The following is a 13,991-nucleotide window of genomic DNA, read 5'->3' as shown; positions in this document are numbered from 1 at the left end:
GCAACGCGATGCCGCGACTCTGGCCCTTTTTTTGACCCTATCCCAACGAGAACAGCACCGGGAGGACTCCCAATGAACAGCCAAGCGCCGCAACCGGCGAACACGGCCCGTCCAGCCAGCGACTTCGAGATTCGCGACAAGGACAACATCGCAGCGGGCGTCGACGCCGAAGTCGTCGTCGCCAACCAGCGCGTATTCACCGGCAAGCTTGCATGGGTCTTTGCCGCCCTCTGCATCCTGTACACCGCGTTCCACATCGGGGTGATGAACTTCTACCCGCTCGAGACCTGGGTGTTCCGCCTGACCCACGTCGCCGCTGGCCTGGCGCTCGGCTTCATCTATTTTTCGGGTCGTGCGTTCCCGGCCGAACCTGCCGGCAAAAAGGCGCTCAGTCCGCTCGAGTGGGCGTTGCTGCTGCCTGCCGCGGTGATGATCCTGATCGCCCTGGGCCAGATCATGCTCGCCATCACCTCTGGCGAACTGGTCAAGACCGGCGCCCCCAAGGATGCGATGCTGTGGACCTTCGGCTACCCCCTGCTCGGCGGCACCACGCTTGCGCTGATCGCCTCATGGGTTTCACCCACCCACGCCCGCGACCGCGTCGCCCTGCCCGACGTGCTGATGGCCGTCGCCGCGATCACGGTCGGTGCATACATCATCTCGCACGCCGAGTTCCTGCGAATCCGCGCCCAGGTCTTCCCCCACTTCAATGACATGTTTGCCTCGATCGCCGGCATTCTGCTCATCCTGGAGATGACCCGCCGCCTCGCCGGCCTTGCCCTGGTCGCGATCGTCGCCGTGTTCATCCTCTACGGCTTCGTCGGCCCCTGGCTCCCCGGCGTGCTCGAGCACAAGGGTTATGCCCCGGCGCGCTTCTTCGCCTTCATCTACACCGACAACGGCATCCTGGGCCCGACCACGGCGATCTCGTCCACCTACATCATTCTGTTCATCACCTTCGCAGCCTTTCTGCAGGCCAGCCGCGTGGGCGAGTACTTCGTGAACTTCGCCTTCGCTGCCGCAGGCGGTGCGCGCGGCGGGCCGGCCAAGGTGGCGGTGTTCTCGTCGGCACTGATGGGCACCATCAACGGCACCTCGGCAGGCAACGTCGTATCCACCGGTTCGCTCACCATCCCGCTGATGAAGCGCGTCGGCTATACGCCGCAGACGGCGGCCTCGGTCGAGGCAGCCGCCTCCTCTGGCGGCCAGATCCTGCCGCCGATCATGGGCGCCGGCGCCTTCATCATGGCCGAGATCACGGGTATCGCGTACTCGGACATCGTCATCGCGGCCCTCATTCCCGCCGTGCTGTATTTCCTGTCGATCTACTTCATGGTCGACAAGGAAGCGCTGAAGAAGGGCATGCGCGGCCTGCCGCGCGAAGACCTGCCCGAGTTCGGCAAGCTCGCCCGCCAGGCCTTCCTGTTCATTCCCATCTTCACCCTGATCGGCGCCCTCTTCATGGGCTACTCGGTGATCCGCGCCGGCACGCTGGCCATGGCCGCCGCCGCGGTGGTGAGCTGGTTCACGCCCTTCCGCATGGGCGTGAAGGAGATCCTCTATGCCTTCGAGATCGCCGCCCGCATGTCGCTGCAGCTCGTCGCCGTGTGCGCCGCAGCGGGTGTCATCGTCGGCGTCATTGCGCTCACCGGCATCGGCACCCGCTTCTCGTCGATGCTGCTCGAGCTCGCCGGCCAGAGTCAGCTGGTGGCGCTGTTCTTCGCGATGTGCGTGTCGATCATCCTGGGCATGGGCATGCCGACAACGGCTGCCTACGCGGTGGCCGCCAGCGTCATCGCCCCGGGCCTGATCCAGCTCGGCATCGAGCCACTGACAGCGCACTTCTTCATCTTCTACTACGCAGTCATGTCGGCCATCACGCCGCCGGTCGCGCTCGCCGCCTACGCCGGTGCCGCCATTGCGCAGTCGGACCCGATGAAGACCAGCGTCGAGAGCTTCAAGTTCGGCCTTGCCGCCTTCGTGGTACCGTTCATGTTCTTCTACACCGCACCACTGCTCATGCAGGGCGCCTGGCACGAGAACCTGCACGCCTTCGTCACCGCGGCCTTCGGCATCTACCTGCTCGCCTCGGGCATCCAGGGCTGGTTCTTCGGCCTGGTCAACCTGGCGCTGCGTGTTGTGCTTATCCTGGCAGCGTTGGCGATGATCGCAGGCGGCCTCGCCTCCGACCTCATCGGCCTGGCTGCTGCAGGCGTGGTATTCGCCTTCCAGCGCAAGTTCGTCAACCCGGCAAACACGGCCAAGGGCCTGGACTGACCCCCTGCGGGCGGCTGCACAGTACGCGGGCCGCCCGCCCTCACGACAGGAGTCACGCATGTACAAACACGTATTCATCGCCATCGACGAGAGCCGCACCTCGCAGAAGGCACTCGACGAAGCCATCGGCGTCGCCAAGGTGCACGGCGCGCTGCTCGAGATCGCCCACGCCATCGACGAGCACCTCGTCCATGTCTTCCACAGCGGCGGGGTCACCACCTCCAACGCCAATCAACTCAAGGACGCGCTCGAGTCTGGCGGCAAGGGCGTACTGAACCGCGCGCTCGAGCAGGCACAGGCTGCAGGTGTAAACGCGCGCATCCACATGCTGCACGGCCATGGCGAGCACACCGACGACCTGATCGCCGAAGCGGTCAAGAGCTCGGGTGCAGACCTGCTGGTGGTCGGCTCCCACGGCCGCCGCGGCGTACGCCGACTGCTGCTCGGCAGCGTGGCGGAGAACCTCGTGCGCAAGGTCGGCATCAGCGTGCTCATCGTCCGCGGCCAGAACGGCGAAGACAAGTAACCCCCCTGGGCCCCCGCCAAGTGTCGCCCGCTGCCCGCCACCCAGGCGGGCAGCTGCGTTTAAAGCGCCGCGGCGATTGCCCTGCCGATGTCGCTGGTGCTGGCCGTACCACCCATGTCGGGCGTGCGCGGCCCCTCGGCAAGCGTGGTCTCGATTGCACGCAGGATGGCATCGTGTGCAGCGGTATGGGCCGCATCCCCATTGCCCAGGAAGTCGAGCATCATCGCCCCGGACCAGATCATGCCCACCGGATTGGCGATGTTGCGTCCGTAAATGTCTGGCGCCGAACCATGAACCGGCTCGAACAGGGACGGGAAGCTGCGCTCGGGGTTGAGATTGGCCGAGGGCGCAATCGCGATCGTCCCCGCGCACGCCGGGCCCAGGTCGGACAGGATGTCGCCGAACAGGTTTGAGGCCACCACCACGTCGAAGCGCTCCGGGCTGAGCACGAAGCGCGCGGTCAGGATGTCGATGTGGTACTTGTCCCAGCGCACATCGGGGTAGACGGCAGCCATGTTCTCAACACGCTCGTCCCAGTACGGCATGCTGATCGCCATCCCGTTCGACTTGGTCGCCGAGGTCAGATGCTTCTTCGGCCGCTGCTGCGCCAGCTCGAACGCGTACTTCAGCACCCGGTCGACACCCTTGCGCGTAAAGATCGACTCCTGGATCACCGTTTCGCGCTCGGTGCCCTCGAACATGCGCCCCCCGATCGCCGAGTACTCGCCCTCGGTATTCTCACGCACCACGTAAAAGTCGATGTCACCGACCTTCCGGTTTGCCAGTGGGCAGGGGACGCCCGGCATCAGGCGCACCGGGCGCAGGTTCACGTACTGGTCGAAATCACGCCGGAACTTGAGCAGCGAGCCCCACAGCGAAATGTGATCGGGCACCTTGCCAGGCCAGCCCACCGCGCCGAAGTAGATCGCATCGAAACCTCGGAGTTGCTCGAACCAGTCCGCCGGCATCATCTGCCCGTGCTTCTCGTAGTAGCCGCAATGCGCCCAGTCGAAGGTGGTGAACGCCAAGCCGATGCCGAACTTGCGCGCGGCCGCCTCCACCACGCGCAGGCCTTCCGGCATCACCTCGTTGCCAATTCCGTCTCCTGCAATGACCGCAATCCTGTGTGTCTTCATTCCCGCTCCCTCCACTTGGCCCAGACAACTCCCTCGGCATCCTCATGCCACGAGCGCCAAGCTTAGCGTTCACCCAAAAAGCTACAATCCAGGAAAGCGTGAACTCGATGTACATGAATAGTGAACAATAGACCCCAACTCGAAGACCTCCGTCTCTTCTGCGAACTCGTGCGCCAGCGTAGTTTCAGCGCCGTGGCACGCGAACTCGGCGTCTCCAAGGCCTTGATCAGCAAGCGGATCGCACTGCTGGAGCAGAACCTGCAAACCCGCCTTGTACATCGCAGCACACGCAGCCTGCGCATCACCGAGCAGGGCGACATCGTCCACCAGTGGGCCCAGCGCATACTCGACAATGTCGACCAGATGACCGAGGCAATCAGCAGCCACCGCGCCGAGCCGGCCGGATTGCTGCGGCTGTGCTGCAGCTCCGGATTCGGCCGCAATTGCCTCGCCCCCGCGCTGTCCGCACTCGCCAAGCGCTATGCCGCGTTGGAGATCCAGCTCGAACTGCTCGACCGCCCGGTCGACCTGGTGGGCGAAGGCTTCCAACTCGACGTTCGCATCGGTACGGTGCAGGAAGCCAACCTGATCTCGCGCCGGATCGCCGGTAACGCTCGCGTCCTGTGCGCCGCTCCCGCCTACCTCGAGCGCCGCGGCGCCCCGAGCAGCCTGCAAGCGCTGGCTGCGCACGACTGCATCGTGATCCGTGAGCGCGACCAGGATTTCGGGCGCTGGAGCCTGCGCGGCCCGCAGGGGCTGGAAACGGTCCGCGTCGGCGGCCCGTTGTCTGCAAACAATGGCGAAGTGGTGCGGCGCTGGGCAGTCGATGGCCACGGCATCATCCTGCGCTCGATCTGGGACGTTGGCCCGAGCCTCGCCAGCGGCGAACTGGTTCGCGTCCTGCCCGACTATGCGCAAGAAGCCGACGTGTATGCCGTCTACCCCTCGCGGCTGTCACACTCGGCCAAGCTGCGCGTGTGCGTGGAGTTTCTCGAGGCCTGGTTCAAGGCCTCGGCACCGCAGCAAGGCTGACGGCCAACGCAAGGCTCAGGCCTGCTGGTCGGCCGTCGGCAGGCGGTCGAGGATGAAGCGGTCGTACCCCTGCAGCACCAGTTCACGCGTCTTCATCACGTCGGCTTCGACCTGGCCATTGAACACCCCCAGCCCGCTCAGTATGTCACGCGCCTCGTTGAAGCCCTGCTCGAAGCCCCCGCGGATCACGTCGATGAAATCGCGCAACACCGTCTCGGCATCCTCGCCCGGCCGGCCCGACGCATAAGCCTCGAAAAAGCCTGTCGACATCGACACGATACGTTCGGCCGTTGCCTCAGCCGAGTTGTCCTGGGTCATCGCGTTCTGCAACGCATCAGGGCCGAGCGTCGGCGCGAGCGCCGCATTGATACCTTCGATTGCCGACCTCAGCAACAGGGCGAGTGATTCATCACCAGAGCGGATCGAGACCTCCATCGACGACTGCAGAATCTGCACGTTGAGCTGCTCACGGGCCTCGGCCCGGGTCGGCAAGGGCTGCGCCCGCGCCGCGCCAGCGCCCTGCTGGACGTTGGCGCCATACTGCTGCATGCCGCTCGCCTGGGGGGCGGAAATCGGGCTCATTGCGGTCTCCTTCTAGGCTTCGGATACTGGACCCTTCACTTTCATTCTAGTTCTCGATCACCCTCTTCGCTTCCCCACCCGCCTCGCTTCACCGCAAGGCTTGATGGTCAAAGCGGGGACGCCCAGAAGCTCGCAGTTACAGGGAGCGATCGGCAGCGGTTGGAGCGCTGTAGGAGCGGCGCGAGCCGCGAGGGGGTTGAATGCGATGCCGCCTGGGTCTGGCTCGGAAAAGCTCGCGGCTGGCGCCGCTCCTACAGGGGAGACGCGCGCTGGGTTGGCCGTAGGAGCGACGCTAGTCGCGAGCCTTCCATTAGCCGCTCACCCACCCGCATCGCCTTCAACCCCTCGCGGCTGGCGCCGCTCCTGCAAAGCCAGCCGCCGCGGGTGAGTCTCTCCACTGGGAGCGGCGCAAGCCGCGAGCCTTCAAAGGCAATTACGGCGCCGCGCACCGGTGCCCGTTCAACGCTGCACGACAGACTCGATCCACGGCTCAAGCCGCCGCCCCACCGCAAGCACCACGCCAAACGGCGCCGCTCCGCTCGCCTCATACACCTCGTACACCTCCGCCACCCGCGCAGCGGAAAAAGTACCGCGCAAGGCATGCGGCACATTGATGCGGTGTCCGGCGCGGGTGTTCAGGTATCCCCCCAGCACGACTTCGTCGCCGTTCGCACTGCGATGCAGGCGCAGGTGGGCAGTCAGGATCATGTAGCGGCTTCGGTCGGGGTACTGCGCGCGCAGGCCTGCAAGGTCGGTGCCGGCGTCAATGGCAAAGAGGCGGCTATTGTGGCGTTCTTCACGCTCCAGCCAGTCGCGCGCCTGCTTCTCCGCACGGATGGCCTGCTCTGCATCGGGCTCCGCCGCCAGCGCAGCCTGCTTGTCGGCGAGGTTGCGGCGAGCCCCCTCCAGCGCCTGCTCCCAGGCCGCGCCGGCCAGCTCGAGCACGACCAGCACCTCACGCTCTGACTTGCGCAGGTAAGGCTGCTGCCCTGCCCCTTGTGCCTTCGCACGCTCAACATCGAAACCCAGCTCGGCAAGGCGGCGCTCGTCCAGCCAGGACGGGCTGCCGCCATAGCTCCAGTAGCCGTTCTTCTCGTAAGCTTCCTGCCCGGCGCGCGGTATGCGCCATTTCAACGACAGTGCGAGGCCGCTGTCCTCATGGTGAGCCCGCCATTCAGCCGTCTTCGCCAGTTCGCGCTGCGACAGCGCCAGGCGGCTCTCGGGTTCGCCGCTACGGTTCCAGGCGACCCCGCCCAAAGCGACAGCATTGGCCACCACGATTATCGCGGCCCCCAAGGCCAGGGTAAGCGTACGCGTGTTCATGCCGGCACCCCGCGCCCACGCAGACGCCGTAGCACGACCAGGACCAGGATCGCCGACAGCGCGAGCACGAGGAAGAACAACCATTTCGGCATGATGGCCCACCACCAGTCGAAGAACTTGGTATAGAGAAGGAGCACGAAGAACACGATGCCGGTGTTGACCATGTCGTTCAACGAGCGCCGTGCGCCCATCCAGATCGCCAGCGCACTGACCACAAAGCCCGCCACCTGATAGCCGCCCTCGATGAGCCAGGGGTCGATGTCCAGGTGACTGCCCCGCCCCCAGTGCCCCAGGATCAGCATCGGCACCAGCAAGCAAAGCAAGCCGAACACACGATAGATGGCCTCGAAGCCGGCAAAGCGCCGATGCGAAATCAGCATCGGCACTGCGAGTAGCAGAGCACCGACCGGGAAGTAATGCTCAGGCCACTCACCGGCCGACAGCCAGTACACGCCACCAAAGGCCCCCACCCTCGCCGACACCCAGGCGATGACGCAGCAAATGCCCGCAGCCAGCAGCAGACGCAAGTCATAACGGTAGGCAAGCAGGAAGGCGAACGTGGCCCAGGGCAGCAGCACCGTATCCGACGGTGTGACGTTGAAGATCTGCCCCAGCATGTAGAGGTTGAGCACGAAGCAGGCAAACGCCACCATGGCCGCAAGCTTGGTGAAGTAGCCCGAAGCATCGCGGCCCTGGATCCATGCCGTGAGCCCCAGGCTGGCCAGGCTGGCGCCGATCAGGGTCGCGACCTGGGCGGTCTCGGTGAAGAAGCCCCAGAACTGGTAGAACAGAAAGAACACGCTCGCCGCCAAGGCCAGTGCGCCAAGGAATGAGGCCACACGCATGCCCAGGGAGAGCTGGCGCGCCTGGGTGTCGCGGTCGATGTCGAAGCGCACCGCAAAGTCGTCCAGCACGCTGTCGTGGTGGCGCGTCAGCGCCTGCCGCTGTGCGCGCTCGAGTTGGAGCACGCCCTCGCCTTCGAGGCGGGCGAGTTCCACACGAAAGGCATGGATATCGTCAACGCGCTGCTGGGCTTCGCTACGGGTGGAAGGGCTCATGGTGGGCAGATTGCCTCTCGAAACGTGTTCAATGACGTGAGCGTATCCGGCGCAGCGCGGCCCGGCAAGTCAAGGCAGGCCACGAATCCCGCACTGCCAGCGGGCCGGCTGTACGGCGTCGCCGCCGCCGTTGCCGCCTCAGGCGTGTTGGCGCACTGCCCAGCGCGCAATCAGCTCGGCCAGCGCCGGCAAGCCTTCGCGGATCGCCACCGGTCCGGGCGCCAGAATCAACGCCGATTTCACCTCGTGCAATTCGCCATCGCGCACTGCCGGTACGTCCTCCCAGCCGGCGCGCGCTGCCACGCGCTCGGGGCGGAAGCGCTTGCCACACCACGAGCCGACCACGATGTCCGGCGCCCGCCTGGCCGCCTCCAGGGGATCGGCCAGGATGCGCTGGGCCGCGCCCGGATGGCATGCGCGCTCGGCGAAGACATCCTCGCCGCCAGCGATCCCGATCAGCTCCGACACCCAGCCCACCGCACTGATCGGCGGCTCGTCCCACTCCTCGAAATAGACCCGCGGTCGCCGCGGCAGCGCAGCAGCCTGCGCACGCACCGCCGCCATCGTCGCCTCGAGCTCCTCGACCAGGGCCAGCGCGCGATCCTCCGCTCCGATCAGGCGGCCCAGCGTCTCGATCATCGCCAGGATGCCGTCCACGCTGCGCTGGTTGAACACATGCACCGCCACGCCCGCCTTGATCAGGTCGCGCGCCACGTCGGCCTGCATGTCGGAAAAACCCAGCACCAGGTCGGGATTGACCGCGAGGATCTTCTCCAGGTCGCCGCTGGAGAAGGCAAACACCTTGGGCTTCTCCTTGCGCGCGCGCGGCGGGATCACGGTGTAACCCGTGATGCCCGCAATACGGGCTTCCTCGCCCAGGGCGTAGAGGACTTCGACGGTTTCGGTGGTGAGGCAGACGATGCGGGAGGGGAGGCGGCGTGTTTTCATGCGCCGATTATCCTCCACCTGCGAGCGCTTGCAGGCGCGGCGCCAACCGCAAATCTTCCCACTCAGACCGCCCGCCCCTGCCGCTCACGCCCCTCTCAAGGGCGCCTCGAAAAACCTCGGCACCTCTGTGATTGGTAAAATTGGATTGTCCTGATTTCGTTCTCTGCCACCAGCCATGAAGAAACGCACCGCCATCAAGACCGACCTGTTCGCCGACGAGCATCACCGCAAGAAGATCGACACGCTCGGAGATCCACTGGCCGAAATCGAGTCGTACATCGACTTCGGGGCGTTGGCGGCGGAAGTGGATCGGGTGGCGCCGCGTCCGGTGAGTCCGCAAGGCGGTCGTCCGCCGTATCCGACCGAGACGATGGTACGCATTCTGGTGTTGAAGCGGCTGTACAACCTGTCGGATGAACAGATGGAGTATCAGTTGCTTGACCGGATGAGCTACAAGCGCTTCTGCGGGTTGGCCAGCGCGATCAATATTCCGGATCGAACGACGATGTGGACGTTCGAGAATCGCATCGGTGAAGCCGGCGCGAAGGTCCTGTTCGACGGCGTGTCGGCCCAACTGCTCAAGCGCGGTTTCATCGCCCGCGGTGGTCAGATCATCGACGCCACGCTGGTGCCCGCGCCCAAGCAACGCAACAGCCGTGAAGAGAACAAGCTCGTCAAGGAAGGGGCGATGCCGGCCGACTGGAAACCGGCCAAACGGCGCCAGAAAGACACCGATGCCACCTGGACCAAGAAGCACGGCAAGAGTCACTTCGGCTACAAGCTCTCGATCAACGTCGACAAGAAGTACAAGGTCATCCGCAAGATCGAGACGGGTACGGCCAGCATCCACGACAGCCAGCACTTCGAGAGCGTGTTCTACACCCTGAACACGAGCCGAGACGTCTATGCGGACCGGGGCTACACGTCCAAGGGGCGTGAAGACTGGTTGAAGGACAAGGGTTACCGGAACCAGATTCAGAGAAAGGGTACGCGCAACAAGCCGCTGTCTGAGTGTCAGCAAGGGCGTAACCATCGCATCGCCAAGACGCGCGCCCGTGTCGAGCACGTGTTCGCGGCCATCGATCAGATGGGTGGCAAGCTGATCCGCACGATCGGCCAGGCGCGAGCGAACTTTGCGATGACGATGATGGCCGCCTGCTACAACCTGAAGCGGCTGGTGTACTTCCAGAAGGCCGGAATCGAGGCTTTCTGACGCCCGAAATGGGCCGAATCGCCGATTTCCCGGGCGATTCGAAGAGAAAACGGAGCGACACCGCAGAGAAAAGCGGTGATTTGCCGGAGAAATTGAACCGAGTTCGGTCGCTGTCATTGTTTGGCGGCGGGATTCAACGAAAACCTCGCGTTATTCGAGGTGCCCTCAAGATGCTGAAGTCCCTGAACAGCCGCCCGGGCAAAGGCACACCCAGCCGCCAGTGGATGCTCATCGGCTTTGAACCCTCCGCCCGCTCGAGCGTGACCGGCCCGCACACCCGATACGGCGCCCCCTTGGCCATGCGCACGAAAAGCTGGAAGCCCCACCCATTGCCCAGGCTCTCCAAATAACGCCGCCCGGCAGGGGTTTCAGGTCCCGCCGAGTTCTGCGACTGCCAGTGGAAGAGCTCGGGGCTGATCGCATAATCCCGATATGCAATGCGCTCGTGATAGCCCTCACGCTTGTCCAGCGTCACGAATAGCAACTCGACTCTGCGCTCGTGCAGCGCAAGCACACCGGCCTGGAACGGCGTCCGCCGGCTCGGGCTCAGCCAGCCCAGCGCCGTGAGGATCTCGCGGATACCATAGGCCGCGTGCAGGCTGAGCGGCACATCCTCCAAACCCGGCACCGCCTGGAAGCGGAGGCTGCTGCGCGCCTGCAAGACCCCGCCCAACTCGGCGAGCTCGGCCGCGTGCTCGGGGTGCTGCTGAAGCCGCTGCAGGAAATCCTCGCCACACCCCTTCTGATGCTGCTGCGCATCGAGCTGGTAGGCGAGCATCTGCAGCAAGCTGCGCTCCCGCTCGCCCAGCATCCGGTAGACCACGTCCGGCTCCCGCAGCGAGCACAGCAGATCGGTCCGCGCCGGGTCGTCGATGTGTAGCAGATCGCCAAAACGCCGCCCGAAGTAATCATCCTCGCTGCCCGCCGGCGTGTTCAGCAGCCCCGCGTCGCGCTTGAGGTTGGTCCAGCCGGAGCGGCCGCTGCTGCGATACAGGTCGTCGAGCTCGATCGCCTGCTCGGCGAGGAAGCTCGAGAGCCTGATGTCGGTACGTCCACGCAAGGTGGCGTAGGCCTGCAGCTCCGCCTTCAGCCGCCGCCAGTTCTGTTGCACCAGCTTGCGCAGGCTGCGCAGCACCTGCTCGCGCGTCTGGCGCTGCAGGTGGATGTGGCAACCCGGCGGCAGCAGGCCGAAGCCCTTGTCCACCGCCTCGATCAACTGCGCACGCGACAGCCCGGTGAGCGTCGACAGCAGGCGGTCGAAGCGGAATTCCTCGCGGTGCCGACCGACGAAATCGAGGATCAGGCAGCTCTCCTTGCCCTTGGCCAGGCGTAGGCCGCGGCCGATCTGCTGCTGGAACAGCACCGGGCTCTGCGTCGGGCGAAGCAGGAGCAGCGTGTCGACGAGCGGAAGGTCGACGCCCTCGTTGTACAGGTCGCAGGTCACCAGCGCGGCCACTTCGCCGCGGGCCAGAAGCTCTGGTGCACGGCGGCGTTCGTCCGTGGGCGTGTCGCCCACCACGCACAGCGCCTTGATACCGGCCCGGTTCAGCCGCGCCGTCATGTCCTGCGCATGCGCCACCGAGACGCAGAACACCAGCGCGCGCCCGCGCGCCGGGTCGCCCGCCAGGCGCCGCCACTCGTCGAGCACCAGACGCGCGCGGACGTCGTTGCCGGTGACCAGCCTCTCGATCGCCGCCACCTCGCCCGCCTGCTGCCAGGGCACCGCGGAGAAATCCGTCTCGTCGTCGCAGGCGTAATACTCGAAGGGGCACAGCAACTGCTGGTCGAGCGCGTGCCACAGTCTAAGCTCGACCGCAGGGGAGCCATCCGAGCGATTGTCGAAATAGCCCAGGATCGGCTTGCCATCGCTGCGCTCCGGGGTCGCCGTCAGGCCGAGCAGCACGCGCGGGCGCACAGTGCTGACAAAGGCATCGAAGCGATCCGCCGCCAGGCGATGGCACTCGTCGATCACCACGTTGTGCCAGTAATCGGCGCCGCAGCGCGACACCAGCTCGCGGGCGGACACGCTGTCGATAGTGGCGAACAGATGCTCGAAGCCCTCAGGCTGCGCGCCGCCGACCAGCACCTCGCCGAAGGAATGGTCGCGCAGCACCGCGCGATAGGTGCGCAGCGCCTGCTTGAGGATCTCCTCACGGTGCGCCACGAACAGCAGCCGTGGCCGCCCGCCCTCCTGCTGGCAGATCCGCTTGTAGTCGAAGGCCGCCACCACCGTCTTACCGGTACCGGTCGCAGCCACCACCAGGTTGCGCCAGCGGCCGTGATCACGCTCGATCTGCAGTTGGTCGAGCATCTCCTGCTGGTAGGCCTTGGGCTCGAGGTCGAAGTAGGTCGGGCGCGCGATCAGCTCGTCGCCGGACTCGCGCCTGAGCGCCTCGCCCAGCGCCTTGCGATGCGCCGGGTTGGCATGGTCGTAGCCCTGAAACTCGCTGTCTTCCCAAAGCGTCTCGAAGTGCGCGCTGGCGCGTTCGAACAGATCTGTCTGCCCGCGCTCGGTGAACTTCACCGTCCATTCCAGCCCGCCCATCAAGGCTGCGCCCGACAGGTTGGCGCTGCCCACGTAGGCGGAACCAAAGCCGGTGCTGCGGCGGAACAGCCAGGCCTTGGCGTGCAGTCGGGTGCGCCGGCCGTCGAGCGACACGCGGATCTCACAGCCCGGCAACCGGGCGAGTTCGTCCAGCGCGCGGATCTCGGTCGCCCCCGTGTAGGTGGTGGTAAGCACGCGCAGCCGCGTGCGCGGCTCGCCATCGGGCCCGACCGCGGTGATCGACTGCAGGATGTCGAGCAGCTTGCGCACGCCGGAATGGGTGATGAAGCTCACCAGGATGTCCACCTGATCGCAGGCCGCCAGCTCGCGGCGCAGCTCGGTCAGCAGCGACGGCGAGCCCTTCCCCGCAGTGAAGAGCCAGGGGAAGGCCAGGCCGGTCTCCGGGATCGCCGGCCTGGGCGACTGCTGGTGGATGGCCTGGAGAATCTGTGGCGGCGCGGCCAGCGTCTCGGCGTCGTCGGCGCGCCTGCCGAGGCGCTGCTTGAGGCTGACGAGGAGGAAGTTGACCAAGTCGAGCTGCTGGCGGAGCTTCTCGGCGCCATCGCCGTGCAGGTCGTCGAGGATGCGGGAGAGTTGGACGGCGAGGGCGTCCGAGAGGCGCTCGGGGGCGTCCTCGGCGGTGAGGGGCTTGAGGCTGTGCGCGTGCGCGTCGGTCGCACGGGTAACGGCGTCGCGGAGGGCCTCGGTGAGGAGCTGGTCGTAGAGACCATCAGGCAGTGTCATACGATTCCCACTGGTCCTCCGCCATGACGATTGGCCCCTGAGACTTCAGAACTCCTGAAACAGCATATCCAGCGCTGTCGTAATTTCGGCCCTGAAAGCGCCCAGGCGCGCCATCGGCGCCTTGAGCAGGCTGATCGGCACCGTCGCCAGGAACTGGGTAACCATCACGAAACGGCCGCCTTCGATCTCAAAGACGGGATTCAGCCCTCTGGCCGGCTGGAGCTCGCCACCGCTCGGCAGCAGCGGCACGACGACCCGGGTATTCAGGTGGCTCAGCAGGTCGGCTTGAACGTCGAGCAGAAAGCCCTCGCCCGCGCTGTTCCGGTAGACGTCGAAGCGTGCCATCAGAAGTTCCGAAACTGCGCGAGCGGCAAGCCGTGCTGCTCGACATAGGCATTCGAGCTGTCGAGCGCGCCTCGGTTCTCTTCGAGCCATTGCGCTGCACGGCGCTCCGCCACGGCGTGCGCCAAACCGGCCTCGGCCGCCTGCGAGATGTTGATGCGCAGAGCCTTCGCCTCTACAAGCAAGGCTTCATCGAGCGTCACGTTCGTCGCTTTGCGGGCTGCGCCGGGGATGGTCGTGTGCATCATGATGGAGTCGCCTCCTG

12 protein-coding genes are annotated in these 13,991 nt (G+C 65.7%); 4 read left to right on the top strand and 8 right to left on the bottom strand.

From position 1 onward, the window contains the following. Positions 1–72: 72 nt before the first annotated feature. The gene (locus LQF09_RS09880) at positions 73–2,277 is read left to right on the top strand and encodes a TRAP transporter permease (protein WP_270067876.1); all 2,205 of its coding nucleotides are present in this window, start codon (positions 73–75) and stop codon (positions 2,275–2,277) included. A 58-nt stretch (positions 2,278–2,335) separates the two neighbouring features. Then, positions 2,336–2,803 (top strand): universal stress protein, encoded by a 468-nt coding sequence (locus LQF09_RS09875; protein ID WP_270067875.1) that lies wholly within the window; start codon positions 2,336–2,338, stop codon positions 2,801–2,803. Positions 2,804–2,862: 59 nt separating this feature from the next. Here LQF09_RS09875 and LQF09_RS09870 read toward each other — a convergent pair whose 3' ends face one another. Further along, positions 2,863–3,939, bottom strand: coding sequence for a tartrate dehydrogenase (locus LQF09_RS09870; RefSeq protein WP_270067874.1), 1,077 nt, complete (start codon positions 3,937–3,939; stop codon positions 2,863–2,865). 120 nt (positions 3,940–4,059) lie between these two features. On the opposite strand from LQF09_RS09870, the gene LQF09_RS09865 reads away from it, so the two are divergent. After that, the gene (locus LQF09_RS09865) at positions 4,060–4,971 is read left to right on the top strand and encodes a LysR family transcriptional regulator (protein WP_270067873.1); all 912 of its coding nucleotides are present in this window, start codon (positions 4,060–4,062) and stop codon (positions 4,969–4,971) included. A 15-nt stretch (positions 4,972–4,986) separates the two neighbouring features. Here the strand turns inward: LQF09_RS09865 and LQF09_RS09860 are convergent, their stop codons facing one another. The 4 genes from LQF09_RS09860 to LQF09_RS09845 form a co-directional block, all read right to left on the bottom strand. Next, positions 4,987–5,553 carry a DUF5610 domain-containing protein gene (locus LQF09_RS09860; RefSeq protein ID WP_270067872.1) on the bottom strand — a complete coding sequence of 189 codons (567 nt, stop codon included), beginning with the start codon at positions 5,551–5,553 and terminating at the stop codon, positions 4,987–4,989. 459 nt (positions 5,554–6,012) lie between these two features. Next, a complete protein-coding gene (locus tag LQF09_RS09855; RefSeq protein ID WP_270067871.1) occupies positions 6,013–6,876 on the bottom strand; it encodes a DUF4824 family protein in 864 nt (287 codons plus the stop codon). Then, on the bottom strand, positions 6,873–7,934 hold the full coding sequence (locus LQF09_RS09850; RefSeq protein WP_270067870.1) for a DUF2157 domain-containing protein: 1,062 nt from the start codon (positions 7,932–7,934) through the stop codon (positions 6,873–6,875). The genes LQF09_RS09855 and LQF09_RS09850 overlap by 4 nt, the downstream gene beginning before the upstream one ends. 138 nt (positions 7,935–8,072) lie before the next feature. Next, positions 8,073–8,882 (bottom strand): ABC transporter substrate-binding protein, encoded by an 810-nt coding sequence (locus LQF09_RS09845; protein WP_270067869.1) that lies wholly within the window; start codon positions 8,880–8,882, stop codon positions 8,073–8,075. A gap of 175 nt (positions 8,883–9,057) precedes the next feature. Here LQF09_RS09845 and LQF09_RS09840 point away from each other — a divergent pair, with 175 nt between their 5' ends. Continuing rightward, entirely contained in the window at positions 9,058–10,095 is a 1,038-nt protein-coding gene (locus tag LQF09_RS09840) for an IS5 family transposase (protein ID WP_270067868.1), read from the top strand. 133 nt (positions 10,096–10,228) lie between these two features. Here LQF09_RS09840 and LQF09_RS09835 read toward each other — a convergent pair whose 3' ends face one another. The 3 genes from LQF09_RS09835 to LQF09_RS09825 are packed head-to-tail and all read right to left on the bottom strand — an operon-like array spanning position 10,229 to position 13,974. Further along, a complete protein-coding gene (locus tag LQF09_RS09835; RefSeq protein ID WP_270067867.1) occupies positions 10,229–13,384 on the bottom strand; it encodes a DUF3427 domain-containing protein in 3,156 nt (1,051 codons plus the stop codon). 45 nt (positions 13,385–13,429) lie between these two features. Further along, complete coding sequence (locus LQF09_RS09830) at positions 13,430–13,729, bottom strand: CcdB family protein (RefSeq protein WP_270067866.1); 300 nt, start codon at positions 13,727–13,729, stop codon at positions 13,430–13,432. Then, positions 13,729–13,974 carry a type II toxin-antitoxin system CcdA family antitoxin gene (locus tag LQF09_RS09825; RefSeq protein WP_270067865.1) on the bottom strand — a complete coding sequence of 82 codons (246 nt, stop codon included), beginning with the start codon at positions 13,972–13,974 and terminating at the stop codon, positions 13,729–13,731. The genes LQF09_RS09830 and LQF09_RS09825 overlap by 1 nt, the downstream gene beginning before the upstream one ends. Positions 13,975–13,991: the final 17 nt, after the last annotated feature.

Source organism: Thauera sp. WB-2 (assembly GCF_027594845.1).
Lineage (GTDB): Bacteria > Pseudomonadota > Gammaproteobacteria > Burkholderiales > Rhodocyclaceae > Thauera > Thauera mechernichensis.
This window is presented reverse-complemented; position numbering and strand designations above follow the sequence as displayed.